A 21,481-nucleotide genomic window follows, 5' to 3' on the forward strand; every position below is an offset into this window, starting at 1 on the left:
GCGTCCGCGTGACGCGATGGCTTCCGCCGGCAAGACGCTGGTCGAGCTGTTCGGTCTGGCCCGTGAGCTCAACATCGACGCCGAGGGCATCGACATGGGCCCGTCCCCCACGGACGCAGCCCTCGCCGCCGACCTGGTCCTGCCGATCGAGGATCTCGACCTCACCGTCCGGTCGTACAACTGCCTCAAGCGTGAGGGCGTCCACTCCGTGGGTGAGCTCGTGGCGCGTTCCGAGGCCGACCTCCTCGACATTCGTAACTTCGGTGCGAAGTCCATCGACGAGGTCAAGGCGAAGCTGGCCGGCATGGGCCTGGGCCTCAAGGACAGCCCGCCCGGATTCGACCCGACCGCCGCTGCCGACGCCTTCGGCGCGAACGACGACGCGGATGCGGGTTTCGTGGAGACCGAGCAGTACTGAACGCTGCGCCACGGCCGGGTCACAGGGGAGCCGGTGATCAGGAGACGGCACAGCGGACGACCACACCCCCTTTCCCTGAGAGGGGGTGTTTTGGCAGGCGTGACGCGACGAACCCCGAATCACGGTATAGCTACCGGCCGGCCTCAGCGACCTCCACGTGCGCCTCCCCGCAGCTGCGCCTGACCTTCAGGAGTCCACGGTCGCGCGGCGCATAAGCCGGACGCCATTCACCCGGCGCTCAGACTCCAGGGTCTTGAGCGGTCGCGGGCCGTTCGAGAAGCGCGCCTTGCCGTTCGTTCAGGGCGGACCACCGATGCACGAACACAGCCCATACCGCGCCCGCCCACGCTGCACGAAGCCGAGAAAGCGTGTTGCGGGCAGTGGGAGTCCCCTGAGACTTTTCTGGGACTTCCGGCTACATCAACGGGCACGAGCTGAGACAGCCGAAAGGTTATTCATGCAGGTCAGCCACGCAGGGCCGCCCGTCGCAACAGGTCACGGGACCCGCTGGTCCCTTCCGGGCTCACTGACCACCAGCACCGGGTTCTGCTCGCTGTCGCCAAGTTCTCGTCCTGGGCGGCGATTCTCTTCGCTCCCACACTCGTCGGAACCATTTACGGCAGGAACTTCGACGACATGCCCGAGCTGGGCTGGCACTTCGGATACTCCTTCGCGATCGGCCTGATGGGGGCGGTTTGTGCCAGCTTGTGCGTGATTTTCAAGCGGCGGGACTGGCTCTAAGGTTGACCACTCCCCCTCGCGCGGAAGCGGGGCTTCTTCCAGCAGCACGCGAAGGGCACCCGACCACGCCCGGCGCGGGTCAGGTGCCCTTCTCTGTGTGACTCTCTGTATGACGCGAAAGCGGCCGTTCTACACCGCGCAGGCCCGGACGAACGCGTCGGCCAGTTCGGCGGGGCGGGTGAAGAGGGCCTCGTGGCTGCCCGGGGTCTCGATGACCAGCGGGTTCTTGAGCCGTGGCAGGAAGCGGTCGGCCCAGGCCCACTCGCCGGGAAGGGCAAGGTCCTCCGTGCACAGGATGTAGGCGGTGGGGATGTCGAGTGCGGCGAACGCCGTCGTGTCCGGCTTCTCGGTGAAGGTACCCAGGGGCTGCGGGACGAGCAGGGAGTGGATCAGGCGCTGGGTCTCCTCACTGGCGTCCTGCATGAACGCCTGCTGAAAGACCTCGAAGGGGAACGTCACCGTGTCGTTGCCGGAGGCGGCCGCCACGGCGAGGAACATCTCGCCGTAGTGCGGCGGGCACGCGTCGATCAGGGACTCGCCGTCGTTCGGGACGAACGCGTTCCAGAACACCAGGCGCCGTATCCGGGATTCGAGCTTCGGCGCCGCGCCGGTCAGGACGTAGCCGCCCCAGCTGTGGCCGAGCAGGGTGATGTCGGTCAGCCCGGCACGTTCGACGTAGTCCACGAGGCTGTTCACACAGTCGGTGAGGGTCACGCCGCGCGGGTCGTCGTCGGTGCCAAGGCCGGCCAGGGTGGGGGTGTGCACCTGGTGTCCGGCGGCTCTCAGCTCGGCCGCGACCGGGCGCCAGGCCCATCCGCCGTGACAGGCTCCGGTCACCAGGACGAAGGTCTCGCTCATGTCGATCTCCTTTGATCGTTCAGCCACATCAGGCTCACAGCCAGCGTGGAATTTCCGGGAGTTCACCGGTGACGTGCAGTTCGTCGGTACCGCTCCGGCCGGTGAGCCAGGCGGCCAGGGCGTACGGCGGTCCGCCGACCGTGACGCCGGGGGCGGGCGTGCCGAGGACGACCGTGTCGTGGCCGTCCGCCGACAACTCGGCACCGACGCCCGGGCCGAGCCGGGCCGACATCCACCCGGCCACATCGCGTACGAGGGCCCAGGCGAAGCCGGGCGGCAGCGCGTCCATGCCGACGCCCACGTGCAGATCGACCAGATGGATCCACACTTCGCGGGCCCGCAGCCACGGCACTTCCGACGCCGGGATCTCGCGGCCCTGCGCGCTGACGACCGTGGCCGACCAGGCGTCGGCCGACAGCGACCGGGCGGCTTTCCGGAAACGGGCGGCGGACTCCCGCACGTCGTCCCGTTGTTCGGCCAAGGGCCGTCCGGCGCCCGCCTCGATGTCCGTGGTGCGTTGGTCCGGCGAGGCGTACATGGGCGTACGGATCCCGGTCCGGGCCCAGGTCAGCAGGTTGACCAGGGCGTCGGCGTTGCGCGCGAGGTGGGTGAGGAGGTGGCCGCGGGTCCAGCCGGGGAGGGCGGACGGCTCGGTCACCGCGTCGGCAGGCAGCGCGTCGACCGCCTGCTGCAGCGCGAGCTGCCCCGCCTCGACCCAGGCCTGCGACCGGACGACGGGGACGGTCACGGCTTGTCCTCGACGACCGTGTTCACGCATTCCCCGATGCCCTCCACCACGGTCCGTACGACCTGGCCGGGCTTCAGGAACACCTTGGGATCGCGGGCCGCGCCGACCCCGCCCGGTGTACCGGTGAGAACGAGGTCACCCGGCTCCAGCGTCGTGAACGTGCTGAGGTACGCGGCGATGTCCGCCGGGGTGAAGAGCAGGTCGGACGTGCGCGAGCGCTGCATGACCTCGCCGTCCACCTCGAGACGGATCTCCAGGTCGGCCGCGTCGTCGATCTCGTCGCCGGTCACCAGCCAGGGACCGGCCGGGGTGCTGGCCTCCCACGCCTTGCCCTGCAGCCACTGCGGGGTACGCCACTGCCAGTCCCGCATGGAGACGTCGTTGACGACGGTGTAGCCGGCGATCGCGGTCGCCGCCTCCTCCTTGGTGGCCCGGCGGCGCAGCCGGGAGCCGATGACGAAGCCGAGTTCGGCCTCCCAGTCCAGCTGCTCCGTCTCGCCCGGGTGGACGATGTCGTCGCGGGCCCCGAGCAGGACGTTGGCGAACTTGCCGAAGAGGGCGGGATACGACGGCATCTCCCGGCCCATCTCCGCGATGTGGGTGCGGTAGTTGTGGCCCACGCAGAAGATCTTGGCCGGAGTCGTGACGACCGGGGCGAGGTCGAGTGCGGCCACCTCGTGCGCCGGGCCGTCGGCGGCGGCCGCGTACGCATGCCAGTCGGGGCGGCGCAGCAGGGCGGCGACGTCGGTGGCGCCGGTCTCCACGGCCCTGACGCCGTCGAGGCGGACGGCCGCCGTGCCGGCGGCGGTGCGGATGGTGGCGAGCTTCATGCGCGGGTGCTCCCGGTGTTCCCAGCCGTTTCCGGCTTCTCGGTCGTTTCGGTGCGGGCGAGGTTGAGCGCCTCGTAGAGGGGCGCGTCGCTGAAGGTGAACAGGTCGAGCTGCGTGTGCGCGGCGATGGTCAGGGCGCACCAGGAGGGGACGGCGATCAGGTCGCCGGCGGTCACCTCGATCACGCGGTCGTCGAGGGTGACGGTGCCGCTGCCGCGGAAGATCTGCCAGACCGAGGAGCCCACCGTGCGGCGGGTGGCGGTGGCCGTGCGCGGGCGCAGACGGTGCATCTCGGTGCGCAGGCTGGCGAGGGCGTCGCGGCCGGTGGCGGGGTTGGTGAAGCGGATCCCGGCGTGGCCGGGCTCGATGACTCCCGGGTGTCCCTCGTCCTCCAGCTCCAGCTGGGCGGTGAGGGCGTCGTCGGTGTCGGCCCAACGGTAGGCCATGAGTGGGGAGTTGGGGCTGTCCGGGGCCCCGATCGGGCGCAGGCCCGGGTGACCCCAAAGTCGCTCGTTCCGCGACCGCGACGGGGTCGACCGGTCCGACACCCCGTCCTCGCCGAACTCGAAGAACCCGGCGTCCAGGCGATGCACGAGCGGGATGTCGAGGCCGTCCAGCCAGACCATCGGCGCGTCGCCGACGTGATGGTGGCCGTGCCAGTGCATCGACGGGGTGAGCAGCAGGTCGCCGGGCCGCATCTCGACGGCGTCGCCGTTGACGACAGTCCACACGCCCTCGCCCTCCAGGATGAACCGGAACGCGCCCTGCGAGTGGCGGTGGGCGGGGGCGACCTCGCGCGGGCCCAGGTACTGAACCGCCGCCCAGAGGTTGGGAGTCGCGTACGGCCGTCCGGGCAGGCCGGGGTTGGCGAGGGCGATGGCGCGGCGCTCACCGCCGCGCCCGACCGGCACCAGGTCTCCGGACCGGCGGGCGAGCGGCAGCAGGGTGTCCCACGGCCAGACGTGCGGGACGGCCTCGGGCTGTGGGGTCATCGGCATCAGGTTGCCGATCTCGGTCCACAGCGGGATGAGCCCGGCCGCCGCGAATCCGTCGTACAGCTTCCGGAGTTCGGGGTCCGTCTCCTCCGGGGCTATGACGGACGCGATGCCGTAGCTGTCACTGGTCATCGGGGGTTCCTTCGGCGTCGAGCCGGCGCGTGATGTCGGCGCGCAGCGCTTTCTTGTCGATCTTTCCGACCTTGGTGGCGGCGAGTTCGGGGACGGTCACCAGCCGGTCCGGGAACTTGAAGCGGGCGACCCCGGCGTGCGCCATGACGTGGTGGACGTCGTCGAGGGTCACCGTGTGCCCCGGTTCCGGTACGACGTAGAGGCAGACACGCTCGCCGAGCGCGGCGTCGGGCATCGCCACGGCGGCGGCGCGGGCGATGCCGGGGGTCTGGTAGGCGAAGTTCTCGATCTCCTCGGCGGAGATGTTCTCCCCGCCTCGGATGATCATGTCCTTGTCGCGGCCCTCGACTACCAGGTTGCCGTCGGGCAGCAGCCGCACGATGTCGCCGGTGCGGTACCAGCCGTCCTCGGTGAAGGCGCGGGCGTTCTGTTCCTCGGCGCGGTAGTAGCCGCGTGGGGTGTACGGGCCGCGGGTGAGCAGCACCCCCGGGGCCCCCTCCGGGACCGGATCGCCCAACTCGTCGACGACGAGGAGTTCGTCGTCCTCGCACATGGGGCGCCCCTGCGTCGTACAGATGACGTCTTCCGGGTCGTCCGGACGCGTGTAGTTGAGCAGCCCCTCGGCCATGCCGAACACCTGCTGGAGCGTGCAGCCCAGCTCGGGGCGCACCCGGCGGGCGACGTGGTCGGCGAGCCGGGAGCCGCCGACCTGCAGGAGACGCAGCGAGCTCAGGTCGGTTCCGGGGTGTTCGCGGTGGTGGTCGAGCCAGCGCTGGGCGATGGCCGGGACCAGGGCCGAAGCGGTGACGCCCTCCCGCTCGACGATCGGGAACGCCTTCTCCGGATTGGGGGAGCCCAGCACCACCCGGCCGCCGTTCAGCAGCGCGCCGAGCAGGCCCGGGCAGGCGAGCGGGAAGTTGTGGCCGAGGGGGAGGGCGGCGAAGTAGACCGTGTCGGCGCCGAATTCGCAGAGCTCGGCGCTGCGGCGGGCGTTGTAGAGGTAGTCGTCGTGCGTGCGGGCGATGAGCTTGGGCAGCCCGGTCGTACCGCCGGAGAGCAGGAAGACGGCGATCGAGCGGCTGTCGGGCCGGTACGCGTCCACGGCGGCCCGGTCCTCGGGCGTGCCGGGAGCGGTGCACAACTCCCGCAGGTCCACGGCGTCGTCGCCGACCTTGTCGCCGAGTACGAGGACATGCTGGAGGGTTGGAGAGGCGCCGGAGACCTCGAAGGCCATCGACTGGTGGTCGTGGTCCTTGAGGAAGTCCGGCACCGCGATGGCGACGGCCTCGCTGTGCTCGACCAGGTGGCCGATCTCGTGTCTGCGGTGCCCGGGCAGGGCCATCACCGGGACAACGCCGAGGCGCAGACAGGCGTAGGTCAGGATCACGAACTCGGCGGTGTTGGGCAGTTGCACCACGAGCCGGTCGTCCGGTCGGAGCCCGAGCGCGGCCAGGCGCAGGGCCACGGCATCCGCACGCTCGGCGAGTTGACGGTACGTCAGCCGCCAGTCGCCGTCGACGAGTGCGACCGCGTCGGGAGTGGCGTCGGCGGCGGCGTGGAGCCGGTCGCCGATGGCGTGGCCTTCCCAGTAACCCTTCGCGGTGTAGCGCTCGGCGTACTCCGCGGGCCAGGGGACAGCGCCGTTGCTGCTCGGCCTTGGCATGGTCGTTCTCCTCAGGTGCGGTCGGCCGTGTGCACGATCACGGCGTCCAGGGCGATCAGCCCGTCGGCGGTGAGCCGCAGGGGGTTGATCTCGATCTCGGCGGTTTCCGGACTCGCGGCCAGGGCGGCCGCGAGCGCGGCGGTGACCCGTCCGAACTCGGCCCGGTCGAGCACCGGCCCGCCGCGCCAGCCGTCGAGCAGGGCGCGCGCGGCCAGGTCGTCGGGCATCCCCGCCGCCTCGGCCGCGGACAGCGGGGCGAGCCGGATCGCCACGTCGGCGAGCGCCTCGGCGGCCGTACCGCCAAGACCGGCGAGGACGACCGACCCGAAGACGGGGTCGCGTCGTACGCCGAGCACGAGGTCGACGCCGGCCGGGGCCATCGCCTCGACCAGGTAGCGGTGGTCGGGGCCGATGGCGTCCAGCGCCGTGTCGAGTTCGTCGGGGGTGCGTACGCCCAGGTGGACTCCGCCGATCTCCGTCTTGTGGAGGATCGTGGCGTCGAGCACCTTGACCGCGACGGGCTCGCCCAGCAGGCGCAGGGCGTAGTGGGCGTCGGCGCGGGTGTCGCAGGCGACGCGGTCGGGGGTGCGGATCCCGAGGGAAGCGAGGAACGTCTTGGCACCGTCCTCGTCCACAGGGCCGGACGGCACGGAGGCAGCCGTCTCCTGCGGAGACCTGTCGGCGCGCACGGTCCGCTGTCGGGCGTGCGTCACCAGGGCCCGTACGGCATTGGCGGCCGATGCCGGTCCGGTCAGCGCCGGAATCCCCGCCTTGTGCAGCCGCGCCCGCTGTTCGGCGACATCCTCGGGAAGGCCGCCGACGACCACCACGGCCGGGGAGTCCGCACCGAGGCCGGCGTCCTGCGCAGCCGAGGCGAGGTCGACGCTGTCGGGCTCGGTCAGGGCGTAGACGGCGAGCAGGTCCACCGCCGGATCGGCGGCCGTGGCGGCGAGAACGCGGCCGAAGGTCTCGGCGGGCCGGCCGGTGTCGACCGGGTTGCGCTGGTACGTGAGCGGGGGCAGCAGCTCACTCAGCGTGCGCTGCGTGGTCTCGGCCAGCTCCGGCATCCGTACGCCGTCGGAGCCCGCCCGGTCCGCGAGCAGCAGCCCCGGCCCGGCCTGGGCGGTCACGATCGCTAGCCCCGGGTCCGCATGCGGCCGCAGCCGGACGCGGGAGAGGGCGGTGAGTGCGTCCACCATCTCCCGTTCGTCGTCCACGACCACCGCCCCGGCCTGCCGCAGCGCGGCGCGCGTCGTACGCCAGGAGGTGGCGAGCGCTCCGGTGTGCGACCGGGCGAAGTCACCGACGTCGCTGCGGCCGACGACGAGCGCCACGACCGGCTTGACGGAGGCCACCAGGCGTACGGCCTCGACCAGCCGTGGCCCGTCCGGAACCGTCTCCAGGTGCAGTGCGACGGCTGTCGTACGGCCGTCCCCCGCGAGGTGCTCCAGGACGTCCGCGGCGGTGACGTCGAGGCCTGCCCCGATGCCGATGCCGACGCTGATCCCGTTCCCGGCGGCGACCAGGTCGAAGGAGAGCGCGTGGTTGACGCCGCCGCTGGCCGCGACGACCGCGATGTCTCCGGCCGGCAGCTGCCCGGCCGCGGGCACGAAGCTGGCCGTCAGTCCGAGGTGGGGGGCGAAGAAGCCGGAGGTGTTGGGACCGAGCAGGCGGATCCCCGTCTCCTGGGCGACGCGGCGCAGTGCCTCCGCGTACTGCTCGCCCTCCGGGCCCGCCTCGCCGAAACCGCCCGCGCAGACCAGCGCCGCACGGCAACCCGCGGCTGCCGCCTCGGCCAGCGCCTGGGCGCAGCCGGCCGCCGGTACGCAGAGCACGGCCAGGTCGAGCCGTGCGTCGGTGTGCGCGGCGGCTTCCGCGACCGAGGCGTACACGCCCTTGTCGGGCTCCGGGCGCCGCGCGTTGACCAGGGCACGGGCGCCGGGGAAGGGAGCCAGCGAACGGGCCATGGCGGCGCCCAGCTTGCCGCTCTGCCGTGAGGCGCCGATCACGACCACGCCCTCGGGCGCGAGCATCGGCGTCAGGTCGGTGCTCATGCCCGCTCCCCCGCCACCAGGTCGGCGCGCCCGGACAGCAGCAGCGTCTCGGCCCGGTCGTCGTCCATCGCGTCCTCCACGATCAGCACGGGTACGCCGTGCTCCAGCCGGGCCTGCTCGGCGAGCAGCGACCGGGTGAGCGGTGTTCCGCCGTGCACGGCGACCAGGTCCGGGGGCGTGTCGTAACCCAGAGCGTCAGCCAACTCGCCGAAAGCTTCCGGCAGTTGAGCCTCACCTTCGGGTGCGGTGAGCCACAGGCATCCCTCGGAGCGCAACGCCGCGAGCTCCGCCGCGGTCAGTCGCCGTCCGCCGAACTCCCTGAACGGCGTATTCAGGGGATCGCGTCCTTCGTGCGCCGCCCGCCAGTCCTGTACGACCTGCTCGACGAACTCCGGGTCGCGGCGCGCGATCCGTTCCTTGCCGATGCTGCGGGAGATGAAGTGGAAGGCGAACCGCGTCGGTTCGAACGCGTCGTGGTAGCGCCCGAAGTGCTCCCACCACGACAGGCTCGGCCGGGCGGCGCCCTGGATCTTCGCCACCGAGGGCTGCCGCGCCGCCTCGTACGCGTCCAGGGCGCTCGCGAGGTCGTCGCGGTGGGCGAGGAGGCTGTCGGCGAGGGCGACGGCGTCCTCCATGGCCATCTTGGTGCCGGAGCCGACGGAGAAGTGGGCGGTGTGCGCGGCGTCGCCGAGCAGGACGACGTTGCCGCTGTGCCAGCGCCGGGTGCGCAGGGTGCGGAAGTTGCCCCAGCGTGAGTTGTTGACCAAGAGTTCGTGGCCGTCGATCTGCTCGGCGAAGAGCTTCTCCAGATACTGCTTGGTCTTCTCGTCGCTCGGGCCGGGCGGCTGGGCGGTGTCGAACGCGTCGAGCCCCGCCCGCCGCCAGGACGCCTCGTCGGTCTCGACGATGAAGGTGCTGACGCTGTCGCTGATCGGGTAGCCGTGCACGGCGAAGGTGCCGTGCGGGCCGTGCTCGTGCACGAAGGTCAGACCGTCGAAGAGGTAGTTCGTGCCGAACCAGATGAACTTCGCGGTCGCGACCTCCACCTCCGGCACGAGCACGTCGGCGAGACGGTCACGGAGCCGGGAGTTGGCCCCGTCGGCGGCCACGATGAGGTCGTAGTCGGCCAGTTGCGCGGGGTCCGCGGGAACCTCGTGGCTGAACCGGAGCTCGACGCCGACCTCCTCGGCCCGCCGGTGCAGCAGCTCCAGCAGGGTCTTGCGGGTGATGGCGGCCATGCCGTTGCCGCCGCACCGGATCCGCTGCCCCTTGAGCCGCACCTCGATGTCGTCCCAGTGCCGGCCGTGCTCCGCGAGCGCGGTGCGCAGGACGGGATCCGCCGCGTGGATGGCGGCCAGCGTCGCGTCCGAGAACACCACGCCGAAGCCGAAGGTGTCCTCCGGGCGGTTCCGCTCGAAGAGCGTCACCTCGACCGACGGATCGGCCTGCTTGATGAGCGCCGCGAAGAACAGCCCACCGGGGCCGCCTCCCACGCAAGCGATCCGAGAAACCATGGCTCCTGCCTCCACGTCGAGTACAAGCCCAGACTCAGGCTCGGACACATCCTGTGTCAATGCATGCACGGGCGTTAATAATTTGTTGCGCGTCGCCGAGGCTGATTTCCCTGTGGAATCATGGGTTCTCTCGGTCGGATGGCTCATCATCACGACGGCCGTCCGTGTGACATAGTCGATTCCGTGAAGCCTCGATCGATCGTCTTCGACCTGTTCGGCGACTACGTCCGCTACCGCGGCGGCACCGCCCGGCTGCGTACCCTCAGCACACTGATGGGCTGCTTCGGTGTCGGTGAGAGCACGGTGCGGGTGGTTCTCGCGCGCCTGCGCAAAGAGGGCTGGTTCGACGTCCGGCGCGAGGGCAGGGAGACGCTCTACGCGCTCAACAAGCGCAGCCTCCAGCTCCTCGACGAGGGCCGCTCACGCATCTTCGACCGGACACCGTCCGACTGGGACCGGCACTGGTACATGGTCATCTACTCGGTCCCCGAGAGTGAGCGCGGTGCACGCGACCGCATCCGCAAGGAGCTGGCCTGGCTGGGCTTCGGCCCTCTGGCCCCGTCCACGTACGTCTCCCCGCACAACCGGCTCCAGCAGGTCCGGGAGAAGTTCGCCGACGAGCCTGCCATCCGCCTGGACACCCTGCGCTGCCAGTCCGGCGGGCTGCCCGTCGACCGCGAGATGGCGGCGCGCAGCTGGGACCTCGCCGCCCTCAACGAGGACTACCGGGAGCTGCTGCGCACCTACCGAAGCCGGATGCCGTCATACCGGGCCGGGCACCTCAGCCCCGAGGAGGCGCTGGTCGAGCGCATGCGACTGACCTACGACTACCGCAAGTTCCCCTTCCGCGACCCGGACCTGCCGACCGAACTCCTCCCGGCGGGCTGGGTGGGCCACGAGGCCCACGAGATGTTCCTGGAGGCCCACGAGGTCCTCGGCCCGTCGGCCGAGTCCTACTACGACGAGGTGGCCGGCCCGCGCCCCGTCCAGTAGGGCACTACGACAGGTGTCCCAGCTCGTACGACGCCGCGGCCATGGTGTCGTGCAGCTCGCGGGCCACCTCGGCGAGGTGGCCCGGGCCGGGGCGGCTCGCGTGGTCGCCCAGGAAAAGGTGAGTGCGATGCCCGTTGCCCCCAACCCAGCAGGTCCTCCCGGGACAAGCCGTAGCACGTCGGCGACGATCCAGCCGAACATCCTGCGTTACCTCGTCGCAGTCGCCGACGAACGCGGCATCGATCTGCGCCCCTTGTTCCAGCAGGTCGGACTGGACGAGACGGTCATGCGCTCGGCCGCGCTGCGGGTGTCGTACCGGCAAGGCAGCGCGGTGATCCGCCGTGCGCTGGAACTCACTGGCGACGAGTACCTGGGACTGAAGGTCGGCGCGGCGCAGCACCTGACCGCATGGGGCCTGCTCGGCTTCGCCCTGATGGCCGACGACACGCTCCAGCACGCCATCGAGACCGGGGTGAAGTACCAGAACCTGTCCGGGGCGATGGTGGTGTGGCCGGCCGGTGTGGGCGAGGAGGACGGCGCCTTCGTGCTGCGCGCCGATCTTCCCGATCCCGCCATGGACCCGGCCGTGGCCTCCTTCCTGATCGAGGAGGCGTTCGCCTCCGTGGTCACCCTGTCCCGGCTGTCCGTCGGCCCGGCCTTCGCGCCGAGGGCCGTGGAGTTCTCTTTTCCGCCACCGCGCCAACTCGACCTGTACGGCGCCCTGTTCCGCTGTCCGGTCCGCTTCGGTGCCCCCGCCAACCGCATGGTCATCGACCCCACGTGGGCCCGCACCCGGATGCCCGGCCGGGATCCGGTGAGCTACGCGTCGACGCTGGAGATGCTCGACGCGCAGATGGCTTCCCGCCGCGACCAGCAGGACCTGCTGGAGGTACTGGAGATCTCCGTCGCACAGAGTCTCCCGATGGTCCCTTCCTTCGGTGAGCAGGCACGGCGGCATGCGACCAGCGAGCGGACCCTGCGCCGCCGCCTGGCCGACTGCGGCACGACGTACGAAGCACTCGCCGAGGGAGTACGCCGCGAACGGGTCGAGCAACTGCTCCTGCGTCCGGAGCTGACCCTGCGCGACATCGCCCGCCGTGCGGGCTTCTCCGACGAACGGGCGCTGCGCCGTGCGGTACACCGCTGGCACGGCACCTCCCCCGTCCGCCTGCGCGAGCAGATGCTCCGGACTGTGAGGCCCGCGCAATGACGTGTCGGTGTCCGTCCGGTCAGCGGGTGCGGATCCAGACCGTCTTCTCGCGGGTCCACTGGTCGAACGCGTTGGTGGACTTCTCCACTCCGCCGAATCCGGATTGCTTCCAGCCGCCGAACGGGGTCGTGAGGTCGCCCTCGCTGTAGGCGTTGACGGAGACGACACCGGCCTCGATGTGGCGTGCCATCCGCAGCGCGGTGTCCAGCTCGCCGGTCCAGACCGAGGCAGCGAGTCCGTACTCGGTGGCGTTCGCCTTGCGTAGCGCCTCGTCCTCCGAGGTGAAGGTCTGGACGGTGACGACCGGGCCGAACAGCTCCCGGGTGAGGACGTCGCTGCCCTCGGGGGCCCGGGTGATCACAGTGGGTGGGTAGTAGGCGCCCCGCGAAGGCAGCCCGTGGGGCAGTCCACCGGTGTGGATCTGGGCGCCACCGGCCCGGGCGGCGTCGACGGCCCCCGCGACTCTCTCGAAGGCGGCACGGTCGATGAGCGGCCCCATCTGCGTGCGCGGGTCGGCCGGATCACCAATGACGAGCTTCTTCGCCGCATCCGTGAACCGCTCCAGGACTTCCTCGGCGATGCTGCTGTGCACCAGGACACGGGAGCCGGCTGTGCAGTTCTGCCCCATGGTCAGGAACGCGGCCTCGATCATGTTGCCGATGAGTTCGTCACCGTGGACGAGGGCGTCGGCCATCAGTATCTGCGGGCTCTTGCCGCCCATCTCCAGCGAGACGCGCTTGAAGTTGGTCTCGGCGGCGGCCTTGAGGATGCGGCGGCCGGTCGCGGTGGACCCCGTGAAGGAGAGCGCCTCCACGAGGGGGTCGCGGGCGAGGGCCGCTCCCGCTTCCCGGCCGTATCCGGGCAGGACCGTGAGAACCCCGTCCGGCAGGCCGGCCTCGGCGGCGAGTTCGGCCAGGTGCAGGGCGGAGCGCGGGGTCGCCTCGGCGGGCTTGACCAGCAGGCAGTTGCCCGCCGCCAGTGCGGGCCCGACCTTCCACGCGGTCATGGCGAGCGGGTAGTTCCACGGCAGGATCGCCGCGGCGACCCCGACCGGTTCGCGGCTCATGAAGCCGAGCGCGTCGGGCCCGCTCGGCGCAAGTCGGCCGAAGATCTTGTCGGCCGCCTCCGCGAACCAGCGGATCGACTCGATCGCGCCCGGTACGTCGCCCGTACGGCACTCCGTGATCGGCTTGCCCGTGTCCTCGCTGTCCAGCCGGGCCAGGAGTTCCGCGTCGCGTTCCATCAGAGCGGCCAGCCGCAGCAGCACCGCGCTCCGCTCACGGACCGGCAGCCGCGACCACACCCCGATGTCGCAGACCTGCCGGGCGCGCTCGGCGGCCTTGGCCACGTCGTCGGCGCTCGCGGCTGGCAGGGTGGTGATCGGCTCACCGGTGGCGGGGTTGACGACGTGCAGCATCTCGTTCGTGGTCATGCTTCCTCCACCAGTTCCCAGCGTCCGTCGGTCCGGCGGGCCAGTCCGCGTCGGCGGAGGTCCTCCAGATAGCGGGCCATGCCACGGTCACCGCGCTTGCGGAACAGCGGGAAGACCCGGGGCAGCAGGTTCGGCATGAGCATCGCGAAGCGCACCAGACGGGACTCACCGGGCCGGGGATAGGCCTCCAGACGGGGCTTGTCCAGCAGGCTCACCACCGCCGCGACGACGTCGGCGGGCTGCTGCGGCGGATCCTGGAACTGCATGGAGTTCCCGCCGTCCACGGCCTCCTGTCGCAGCATCCGGGTGTCGGTCGCCGACGGAAGCACCGACCCGGCCAGAATGCCCTTGCTCCGCAGGTCGAGCCCGATGGCGAGCATCGCGCCCCGCAGCCCGAACTTGGAAGCGGTGTAGATCGGGGTCTCGCCGAGCGGGAAGATCCCACCGAGGGAGACCGTCGTGACCACCCGGGCGTCCTGAGAGGCCTTCAGCAGGGGGATCGCGATCCTTGTGGCAATCAGCGGGGAGGTCAGGTTGAGGTCGATCTCCTGCTCGATGCTCTCGATGCTGCGTACGTCGAAACGCTCCGCGCTGGTCATGCCCACGTTGTTGACGAGCACGTCGAGACGCCCGTAGGTGTCGGCGACCGTGGCGAACAGCCGCTCCACCTGGCCGCGGTCCGTCAGGTCACAGCCGATGCCCGTATGCCAGGCGCCGGGAAGCTCCGCGGCCACCTTCTCGGCGCGGCGCCCGTCGATGTCGACGACAATGCACCGGGCGCCTCCGGAGGCGAAGCGGCGGCACATCGCGCTGCCGAGGCCACCCGCGCCGCCGGTCACCAGCATGACCTTGTCGGTGAAGTCGAAGCCGCTCATGCCGACGCCTCCGCGTGTCGCCTGGACCGCACCCGCGGCGGTTGACCTTCGGTACGCCAGCCCATCTCGCCCGCGACCTTGCCCAGGTACTTTACGAAGGCCCCGCTGTCGACGTAGCCGGTGTGGCGGGGCGAGTCGACGAACTTCAGCCCGCCGGACAGATCCGGGCGGTCGGCGCGGATCCTCTGGGCGAACCGCTCCGCGTTCCGCAGCCGGTGCCGAGCATCGTGGATGTACCCGGCGATCAGCTGCGCCTGGGTGTCGAAGAGCTGGTACGCCCCGGAGTTGGTCTCCACGAAGCCGATGCCGAACAGCCCCTGGTGCTCACGGGAGAACGCCGACAGGTACAGGTCGGGATGCTGCTCGTCGCCGAAGTACTTCTGCGCGACCGGCACTTTGTGGGCATAGCCCGTGGCCAGCAGGACGAGATCGAAGTCGTCGCTCGTGCCGTCGGTGAAGTGCACGGTCCGGCCCTCGGTACGGGCGATCCCGGGTTTGGCAGTGATGTCGCCGTGCTGGAGGTGGTGGATCAGCATCGAGTTGACGGCCGGGTGGGTCTCGAACAGCTTGTGGTCCGGCTTCTGCAGGCCCAGCCGCGTCGGATCACCGTTGATGGCCCTCAGGAGGGCGCCGAAGACCCGCTGCGCCAGCCACATCGGCAGATGCGGCCCGCTGTTGGCGATGGTGTCCACGGGCCGGCCGAACAGGTGCTTGGGAATGAACCAGTATCCGCGCCGCATGCTGATCACCGCGTGATCCGCGGTCCGGGCCGCGTCGCAGGCGATGTCGCAGCCGGAGTTCCCGGCGCCCACGACCAGGACCCGCTTGCCCCCCAGCTCCTCCGCGCTGCGATAGCCGACCGTGTGCCGTATCTCCCCGCTGAACTCCCCCGGCAGATCAGGGATGTTGGGGTGCCATTGCGAGCCCGTACAGACGACGACCTGTCCGTGCACGCTCTCCCGCCCGTCGGCCCGGGTGACCGTCCAGGTGCCGTCGGCGTTCTTCTCGACGCCCTCGACCTCGACGCCGAACTCGATCCGGTCCATCAGGTCGTAGGCATCGGCGAACGACCGCAGATACGACAGGATCTGCCGATGCGGCGGGTAGTCGGCGAAGTGCTCAGGCATCGGGAAACCGCCGAAACCCGACAGGGTCCTGCTGGAGATGAAATGGGCCGACTCGTACATCGGGCTGCCGGGATTGTCGACGTCCCAGATGCCGCCGGGACCGGTGTGCCGCTCAAGTTGCGTGTAGGGCAGATCCCGCTCCGAGAGGGCCCTGGCGACCGCCAGCCCGGCAGGCCCCGCCCCGATCACACACGTATCCAACTGGCTTTCCTTCACAGGTCTGCCTCCTCGTTCATGTCGCTGCAGGGGGTGTGCAAGGAAACGTATTCACCTGCCGTTCAGCGGGAACTGACCTGCGCGGCCACAGACCGGACTCCAGCGGCCACGTCACCCGGGCAACGGCCGCAACAAAAATGACTTCATCGAGCGACTGGTTCACGAGACTCAGTCGGTATGATGCGGTCATGGCTCACGTTCCCGCGGCCGAGCGCCGCCCTCAGCTGATCAAAGCGGCCATCGACTTCATGACGAGGGAAGGAGTCGCGGCCGGGAGCACCCGTGCCATCGCCGCCGAGCTGGGGGTGGCCCAGGCCACGGTGCACTACACCTTCGGCACGAAGGAAGGGCTGTACCGCGCCGTGATGGAGCAGCTCGCGCAGGATCTGATCGCACAGGTCGAGCGGGCCGCGCCCGCCGACGCCGGATTCGAGGAGACGGTCAGCACCCTGACCGCCGCCCTGTGGCGCACGGTGCGTGAGCAGCCCGCCAGCCATCAACTCCTCACAGAACTGACCCACTTCGCGCTCCGCACCCCCGCCCTGAGTGAGGCCCTCGAGAGCCACCACCGGGGCGTGACCGAGGTGACGGCGCGACTGGTGACCGAGGCGGCCGAGCGCACCGGGCAGCCTCTCGCCCAGCCCGCGGAGACGATCGCGCGTTTCTTCCTCGCCGGCTTCGACGGGCTCACGATGCAACATCTCTCGTTCCCCGACGAGGAGGCCGAGCAGACCTGCCTCCAGGCCTTCGTGTCCGCCGTGGTGGCGATGGCCGGCGGCCGACTGGAGCTGGTGTCCGTACCGGCGAGCTGACAGCGCACGGACTCGGTTGCCAGCTACCCGTGTCGTAGACGGCCACGCACTCGCTGAGGGTTCCGAACGGCAGCCAGGGCGACGAGGTGGTGGAAACAGTACCCACGTACCGTGGCGAGGGCGGGCACTTCCTGTGACGGTTGAGCCTCTGGCCGAAGGGACACCATGGCGCGCATCACCGACCGGACGATTCTGATCGTCGGGGCTTCGTCGGGCATCGGCGCCGAGGTGACACGCCAACTCGCCCACGGCGGCAACCGGTTCGTCATCACGGCACGACGCGCCCCCGAACTGGCCGCAGTGGCGAAGGAGGTGCGGGCCGCCGCAGGCAGCGCATGCCTGGACATTCCCGGCGACGCCCTCGATCCTCGGGCAGCCGCCGACGTGGTGACCGCCGCCGTCGAGGCGTACGGCTCCATCGATGTGGCGCTGCTCAACGCCGGCCAAGGGCCGGACATGTCCATCGACGAGGTCTCCGTGGCGGAGGTCTCACGGATCATGGCGTTGAACTACGACGTCGTCGTCAACTACCTCATCCCGCTGGTCCAGCAGATGGGAAGCCAGCCGGACGGAGGCCTGATCGCCCACACCAATTCGCTGGCCGGGCTCATCGGCGTCCCCCGCCAAGGCCCCTACGGTGCGGCGAAAGCTGCCGCGCGCACACTCCTCGACGCGGCGCGTGTGGAACTGGCGCCCCGAGGCATTCGGTTCACCTCCCTCCACCCAGGTTTCGTGGCGACAGACCGTGTGAGCACCGATGGCCTGCCCAAGCCCTTCCAGATCAGTCAGGAGCGCGCGGCACGGTACGTCGTACGCGCCCTTGAAAAGGAACCGGCACAGGCGTACTTCCCCTGGACCACGACGGCCCTGGTCCGCGCCCTGCGCGTCCTGCCCACGCCGGCGTCCTCCCTGATCCTCCGAAAACTGGCCTCCCGGTAGAGTCAACCCGGAGTTCGTTGACGTCTCCCCCATCACCCGGGGCAGGTCGTGGTCGGGCGGCACTCCACTTCGTACACATCCTTGTGGACGGCGTTGCGGAAGACGCCGATGCCAGCGGCCCCGGATGCCCTTTTCACCAGGTCACAGGTCTTGACGTAGAGTGCGGTCGCTCCGCTGCTCAGATGGTCCGTCACGTAGTTGTCAGGGGGACGACCAGCCATGCCGTTCACAGTGTCGCAAGCAGTGGTACGCCGGACCGAGCATTGGTTTGTCCGGCGGGGTGCGCCCACCATGATCGAGGGATACGGCTTCTTCGATCACGTACTGCCTCGGATGCTGCCGTCCCTGACCTGCGTGGCGCTGGCCAGCCTGGCCTGGCTCATCCCGCTCAGATCCGCAGGTTCACAAGCGTGGATCCTCCTCGGTGGTGTGGCCGTGACGACACTGACCGTGTGGGGCATCGTGACCGCCTTCGTCCGCCGACTGCCCCGCTTCTCGCGCACAACCGCCATCACCGTCCTCGCCGCGTACGCCACGATGCCGGTCGCGGTACCTCTCATCCAGCTGGCCGTCGACGGAACTGTCACCGCACCGGGAGGCAGCGTGGTCGGTCTGCTGGGGTTCGTGATCTTCTTCGCCGCCGTTTTCCTGGCCACGCTCCTGGCCACCACGTACGGCTTCGGCACCCTGCTGCGCCGGGCCGTCCGACACTCGGTCTTCGACCTGCGCAACAGCGTGCACCTGCTGGGCCGCGCGTTGCCCGCGCTGCTCTTCGTCACGCTGTTCCTGTTCTTCACCGGCGAGTTGTGGCAGGCCATGAACCGACTCTCGTGGTGGCGGGTCTCGCTGGTGATCGTGCTGTTCGGCGCGGTCACCGTCCTTGCCGCCGCCGCCCGCCTGCGCGACGAGATCGGCCGGGTCGAACAGGATCTCAGCCTGCCCACGCTGTCGGCGGCGTGCCAGGGCACACCCTTGGCGGGTGTGCCCATCGAGCACCTGGTGCCCGACGGTCAGCTGCCTGCGATGCCGCTTACTGCGCGGCAGGAACGCAACCTGCTGCTGATGCTGGCCAGCCGCCAGCTCGTACAGGCGGCGGTGGTCGGCCTGGCCCTGTTCACCTTCTTCATCGCTCTGGGCGTGCTCGTGGTCACGCCCGAGACGGCGAAACAGTGGATCGGCGAGGAACCCGAGGCCTCGGTCCTGTTGCCCGCGCTCCCGGTCGCGTTGTTGCGTAACGCCACGCTCTTCGCCGGGTTCGGCAGCATGTATTTCTCGGTGACCTCGATGACGGACACGGACCACCGACAGCAGTTCTTCGCGCCGATCATCGACGAGATCGAGCGCGCGCTCACGGTGCACGCGGTCTACGCGGTCGTGCGCGAGACCGTCCCCGCCACGCTCTCGGGTCGGGGCATCCGATGACATCGTGGCCGACTTGGAAGACCTCGTTCAGCGCACAGACCGCGTAGCCCTGGTCGACACCGAGACCGACGCCTCGTCCCGGAACCCACCGGACGAAACTCAAGCCAAGACGGCACGCCAACGGCGAACCCCGCCTCTACGCACGGCTCACCGCGCGGCCAGGCCGGTGGACGTGGCCTGGCCGCGCGGAAACGGTTCGCAAGGCCGCCGGGTGCTCCCGGACACGCCTGTCGACGATCGCGGCCCACCTGGTGTGTCGTGCCGAAAATGCCCGGGCGGCCAAGGGGGCTGACACGGTGGTCGCCCAGGTCGCTCAGGTCGAGCGGGAGAGACATCCCGCCTCGGCAAACGGCGCACGAGCAAGCGGTCGGACGCTCACGCTGTTGCTGAGGGGATCATGGATTCGGTCCGGTGTACTCGGGCTCCTTCTCCAAGGCGCCCGAGGTCCTGGTCTCTTCCCCAGGCTCGGAATCACTCTCCATTCCTGCCCCCGCAGTACGGTCCTTGCCGGGGAGCAAGAAGGCCACGGACACCGCCCCCACTCCCAGGATCGCCGCGCCCACCAGGCTGGTGTGAGCCACCGCGTCCGCGAAGGACGAGCCGACCGCGTCCGCCATCCGGTGGGCGCCGTCGGTGAGTTGGCCGGCCTGCTCCTTGAGCTGTGCGGCCTGCTGCGGGTCGGTCGCCCGCGCCGCCTGTTCGGCGAGCTGCCGGGCCTGGTCGCCGATGCCCTGGGCGACCCCGTACCCGGCGGCGACCGAGTCCTGCGCCTGGCTCAGTGCGTCGGCCGGGAGCTTGCTGTCGGCGGTCGCGTCCGACAGGTTCGACGAGTACGAGGTCGACAGCAGCGAACCGAGGATGGCGATGCCGATCGCCCCGCCCAGTTCCTGCGAGGTGTCGTTGACCGCGCTGCCCACGCCCAGCTCCTCCTCGGGGAACGCACCCATGATCGCGTCCGTGCAGGGCGAGAGCGCCAGGCCGATCGCGAGCCCGAGTGCGATGAGGGGTGCCACGAAATCGCCGTACGACGACGACTTGTCGACCTGGGTGAGCAGCACGAGTGACGTCGTGCCGCCGACCATGCCCGCGACGATCGTCGCCTTCATGCCGATGCGCGGGGTGAGGTAGCCGGTCAGCGCGGAGCCGGCGAAGACCGCACCGGCGAGCGGCAGCATGCGTATGCCGGTCTCCAACGCGTCGTACTGCAGGACGAACTGGAGGTGCTGGGTGAGGTAGTAGAAGGCGCCGAAGACCGCGAGGAGGAACAGTACGACGGCGATGTTGGCACCCGTGAACGTGCGGTTCGCGAAGCGACGCGGGTCGAGGAGGGGGTGCGGGTGGTGCAGCTCCCAGAGGACGAACGCCACGAGCCCCACGACCGTGACGACCGTGCCCGTGAGGGCCTTGGCGTCCCAGCCGTGCGGGGCCTCGATGAGCGTGAAGACCAGCGCGGCGATCCACACCACCGACAGCAGTCCACCGGCGTAGTCGATCCGCGGGCTGTGCGCGGCCTTGGACGGCGGTACCAGCACGAAGGTGCCGACGATGGCGAGGGCGATCACGGGAACGTTGATCAGGAAGGTGGACTGCCAGCCGGAGCTCTCCAACAGCATGCCCGCGATCAGCGGTCCGGCGGCGATGGCGAAACCGGCGGTGCCCGCCCACAAGGTGATCGCCTTGGTCCGCTCGGCTCGCGGGAAGGTCGCGGCGAGCAGAGAGAGCGTGGCGGGCATGATGAGCGCCGCGCCGACACCCATCACCGCACGGGCCGCGATGACCCCTGTCGCGCTGTCGACGAGTGAACCCCATATGGCTCCGCCGCCGAACAGGACGAGCCCGAGAACGAGCGCGCCGCGTCGGCTGTACTTGTCACCGATCGCAGCGAACAGCAGCATCAGGGCGGCGTAAGGGATGGTGTAGCCGTCGATGACCCACTGCAGGTCCGTGCTGGTCAGGCCGAGGTCCTGGGTCATGGAGGGAGCCGCGACCGTGAGGGCGGTGTTGGCCATCACGATCATCAGCAGGCTCAGACAGAGTACGAGCAGAGCCCACCAGCGTCGGGCGTAGGGCCGGTCCATCTTCTCGACCGGTTCGTTCATGAATACACGCATGGCCAGGTCAGTCCTTCCGCCGAGAGGGTCCGCGCAGCGCCCTCGTGGGCAGGGGTGGGCGCACAGACCGAAAGGCATATAGCGAGCTTCCGTTCGACAGACTTTATCACTCGACAAAGTCGAAGGATCGAGTCAGGCTCACCTGGCTGTTGAGAGATGGGTCGCACCGTGGGTGGTCACCTGGTGCGCCGAGGAGCAATGAGCGGGCGGGGCGCTGCGTGCCGCGGGCACACCATGATCGGATCACCGTGGCGGGGTCGGCGAACCAATGTCGACGTGAGAGAGAAAGTGGCGGCTACGCCTCCGCTGAAGGAGCGCAGTTGTCGAGCGCGCACCTCGCCATCGGGCTCGGCGACCCGGAGGGGGCCGACCCCGAGACCGCCGACGCCCT

At 70.1% G+C, this 21,481-nt stretch carries 18 protein-coding genes and 1 pseudogene; 7 read left to right on the top strand and 12 right to left on the bottom strand.

Going from position 1 to position 21,481, the window contains the following annotated elements:
- Positions 1–418, top strand: a 418-nt coding sequence (locus OP79_RS39385; protein WP_033327545.1) for a DNA-directed RNA polymerase subunit alpha C-terminal domain-containing protein, incomplete at its 5' end; no start/stop codon positions are given.
- A gap of 555 nt (positions 419–973) precedes the next feature.
- Positions 974–1,159: pseudogene (locus OP79_RS52680) on the top strand (CorA family divalent cation transporter); the annotation flags it as partial.
- Positions 1,160–1,288: 129 nt separating this feature from the next.
- On the opposite strand, the gene OP79_RS39395 reads toward OP79_RS52680, so the two are convergent.
- Genes OP79_RS39395 through OP79_RS39425 form a run of 7 tightly spaced genes read right to left on the bottom strand, consistent with a single transcriptional unit; the run spans position 1,289 to position 9,932 of the window.
- Positions 1,289–2,017, bottom strand: coding sequence for an alpha/beta fold hydrolase (locus OP79_RS39395; RefSeq protein ID WP_033327550.1), 729 nt, complete (start codon positions 2,015–2,017; stop codon positions 1,289–1,291).
- A gap of 34 nt (positions 2,018–2,051) precedes the next feature.
- Positions 2,052–2,765, bottom strand: a complete 714-nt coding sequence (locus OP79_RS39400) for a maleylpyruvate isomerase family mycothiol-dependent enzyme (RefSeq protein ID WP_051745330.1) — start codon at positions 2,763–2,765, stop codon at positions 2,052–2,054.
- Positions 2,762–3,595, bottom strand: coding sequence for a fumarylacetoacetate hydrolase family protein (locus tag OP79_RS39405; RefSeq protein WP_033327552.1), 834 nt, complete (start codon positions 3,593–3,595; stop codon positions 2,762–2,764). The genes OP79_RS39400 and OP79_RS39405 overlap by 4 nt, the downstream gene beginning before the upstream one ends.
- Positions 3,592–4,722 (bottom strand): cupin domain-containing protein, encoded by a 1,131-nt coding sequence (locus tag OP79_RS39410; protein WP_051745335.1) that lies wholly within the window; start codon positions 4,720–4,722, stop codon positions 3,592–3,594. Before OP79_RS39410 ends, OP79_RS39405 begins: the two co-directional genes overlap by 4 nt.
- Positions 4,712–6,385 carry a (2,3-dihydroxybenzoyl)adenylate synthase gene (locus tag OP79_RS39415; protein ID WP_033327555.1) on the bottom strand — a complete coding sequence of 558 codons (1,674 nt, stop codon included), beginning with the start codon at positions 6,383–6,385 and terminating at the stop codon, positions 4,712–4,714. The genes OP79_RS39410 and OP79_RS39415 overlap by 11 nt, the downstream gene beginning before the upstream one ends.
- 11 nt (positions 6,386–6,396) lie before the next feature.
- Positions 6,397–8,439, bottom strand: a complete 2,043-nt coding sequence (locus OP79_RS39420) for an acetate--CoA ligase family protein (protein WP_033327557.1) — start codon at positions 8,437–8,439, stop codon at positions 6,397–6,399.
- Positions 8,436–9,932: an FAD-dependent monooxygenase gene (locus tag OP79_RS39425; RefSeq protein WP_245685605.1), complete on the bottom strand. Its 1,497-nt coding sequence runs from the start codon at positions 9,930–9,932 to the stop codon at positions 8,436–8,438. The genes OP79_RS39420 and OP79_RS39425 overlap by 4 nt, the downstream gene beginning before the upstream one ends.
- A gap of 204 nt (positions 9,933–10,136) precedes the next feature.
- On the opposite strand from OP79_RS39425, the gene OP79_RS39430 reads away from it, so the two are divergent.
- Both OP79_RS39430 and OP79_RS39435 read left to right on the top strand, forming a co-directional pair.
- Complete coding sequence (locus tag OP79_RS39430) at positions 10,137–10,946, top strand: PaaX family transcriptional regulator (protein WP_033327633.1); 810 nt, start codon at positions 10,137–10,139, stop codon at positions 10,944–10,946.
- A gap of 127 nt (positions 10,947–11,073) precedes the next feature.
- On the top strand, positions 11,074–12,156 hold the full coding sequence (locus tag OP79_RS39435) for an AraC family transcriptional regulator (RefSeq protein ID WP_033327634.1): 1,083 nt from the start codon (positions 11,074–11,076) through the stop codon (positions 12,154–12,156).
- Positions 12,157–12,175: 19 nt separating this feature from the next.
- On the opposite strand, the gene OP79_RS39440 is transcribed toward OP79_RS39435, so the two are convergent.
- The 3 genes from OP79_RS39440 to OP79_RS39450 are packed head-to-tail and all read right to left on the bottom strand — an operon-like array spanning position 12,176 to position 15,806.
- Complete coding sequence (locus OP79_RS39440) at positions 12,176–13,588, bottom strand: aldehyde dehydrogenase family protein (RefSeq protein ID WP_051745337.1); 1,413 nt, start codon at positions 13,586–13,588, stop codon at positions 12,176–12,178.
- Positions 13,585–14,463, bottom strand: a complete 879-nt coding sequence (locus OP79_RS39445; protein WP_033327561.1) for an SDR family NAD(P)-dependent oxidoreductase — start codon at positions 14,461–14,463, stop codon at positions 13,585–13,587. Before OP79_RS39445 ends, OP79_RS39440 begins: the two co-directional genes overlap by 4 nt.
- Positions 14,460–15,806, bottom strand: coding sequence for a flavin-containing monooxygenase (locus OP79_RS39450; RefSeq protein ID WP_211270945.1), 1,347 nt, complete (start codon positions 15,804–15,806; stop codon positions 14,460–14,462). The genes OP79_RS39445 and OP79_RS39450 overlap by 4 nt, the downstream gene beginning before the upstream one ends.
- Before the next feature lie 188 nt (positions 15,807–15,994).
- Here OP79_RS39450 and OP79_RS39455 point away from each other — a divergent pair, with 188 nt between their 5' ends.
- A complete protein-coding gene (locus OP79_RS39455; RefSeq protein WP_033327565.1) occupies positions 15,995–16,618 on the top strand; it encodes a TetR/AcrR family transcriptional regulator in 624 nt (207 codons plus the stop codon).
- A 165-nt stretch (positions 16,619–16,783) separates the two neighbouring features.
- Entirely contained in the window at positions 16,784–17,557 is a 774-nt protein-coding gene (locus OP79_RS39460) for an SDR family NAD(P)-dependent oxidoreductase (protein WP_033327567.1), read from the top strand.
- Positions 17,558–17,589: 32 nt separating this feature from the next.
- On the opposite strand, the gene OP79_RS55575 is transcribed toward OP79_RS39460, so the two are convergent.
- The gene (locus tag OP79_RS55575; RefSeq protein ID WP_157857440.1) at positions 17,590–17,778 is read right to left on the bottom strand and encodes a hypothetical protein; all 189 of its coding nucleotides are present in this window, start codon (positions 17,776–17,778) and stop codon (positions 17,590–17,592) included.
- 70 nt (positions 17,779–17,848) lie between these two features.
- Between OP79_RS55575 and OP79_RS39465 the strand changes: the two genes are divergently transcribed.
- On the top strand, positions 17,849–18,979 hold the full coding sequence (locus tag OP79_RS39465; RefSeq protein ID WP_033327569.1) for a hypothetical protein: 1,131 nt from the start codon (positions 17,849–17,851) through the stop codon (positions 18,977–18,979).
- A 395-nt stretch (positions 18,980–19,374) separates the two neighbouring features.
- On the opposite strand, the gene OP79_RS39470 is transcribed toward OP79_RS39465, so the two are convergent.
- Positions 19,375–21,090, bottom strand: coding sequence for a DHA2 family efflux MFS transporter permease subunit (locus tag OP79_RS39470; RefSeq protein WP_033327572.1), 1,716 nt, complete (start codon positions 21,088–21,090; stop codon positions 19,375–19,377).
- Between the last annotated feature and the right edge of the window lie 391 nt (positions 21,091–21,481).

Origin of the sequence: Streptomyces yerevanensis (assembly GCF_000716805.1) — a bacterium.
Taxonomy (GTDB): Bacteria; Actinomycetota; Actinomycetes; order Streptomycetales; family Streptomycetaceae; genus Streptomyces; species Streptomyces flaveus.

Excerpts from the sequence above, each read along its gene's own strand:
- OP79_RS39395 (WP_033327550.1), bottom strand. The coding sequence starts at position 2,017 with ATGAGCGAGACCTTCGTCCTGGTGACCGGAGCCTGTCACGGCGGATGG.
- OP79_RS39405 (WP_033327552.1), bottom strand. The coding sequence starts at position 3,595 with ATGAAGCTCGCCACCATCCGCACCGCCGCCGGCACGGCGGCCGTCCGC.
- OP79_RS39410 (WP_051745335.1), bottom strand. The coding sequence starts at position 4,722 with ATGACCAGTGACAGCTACGGCATCGCGTCCGTCATAGCCCCGGAGGAG.
- OP79_RS39415 (WP_033327555.1), bottom strand. The coding sequence starts at position 6,385 with ATGCCAAGGCCGAGCAGCAACGGCGCTGTCCCCTGGCCCGCGGAGTAC.
- OP79_RS39420 (WP_033327557.1), bottom strand. The coding sequence starts at position 8,439 with ATGAGCACCGACCTGACGCCGATGCTCGCGCCCGAGGGCGTGGTCGTG.
- OP79_RS39435 (WP_033327634.1), top strand. The coding sequence starts at position 11,074 with ATGCCCGTTGCCCCCAACCCAGCAGGTCCTCCCGGGACAAGCCGTAGC.
- OP79_RS39440 (WP_051745337.1), bottom strand. The coding sequence starts at position 13,588 with ATGACCACGAACGAGATGCTGCACGTCGTCAACCCCGCCACCGGTGAG.
- OP79_RS39445 (WP_033327561.1), bottom strand. The coding sequence starts at position 14,463 with ATGAGCGGCTTCGACTTCACCGACAAGGTCATGCTGGTGACCGGCGGC.
- OP79_RS39455 (WP_033327565.1), top strand. The coding sequence starts at position 15,995 with ATGGCTCACGTTCCCGCGGCCGAGCGCCGCCCTCAGCTGATCAAAGCG.
- OP79_RS39460 (WP_033327567.1), top strand. The coding sequence starts at position 16,784 with ATGGCGCGCATCACCGACCGGACGATTCTGATCGTCGGGGCTTCGTCG.
- OP79_RS55575 (WP_157857440.1), bottom strand. The coding sequence starts at position 17,778 with ATGGCTGGTCGTCCCCCTGACAACTACGTGACGGACCATCTGAGCAGC.
- OP79_RS39465 (WP_033327569.1), top strand. The coding sequence starts at position 17,849 with ATGATCGAGGGATACGGCTTCTTCGATCACGTACTGCCTCGGATGCTG.
- OP79_RS39470 (WP_033327572.1), bottom strand. The coding sequence starts at position 21,090 with ATGCGTGTATTCATGAACGAACCGGTCGAGAAGATGGACCGGCCCTAC.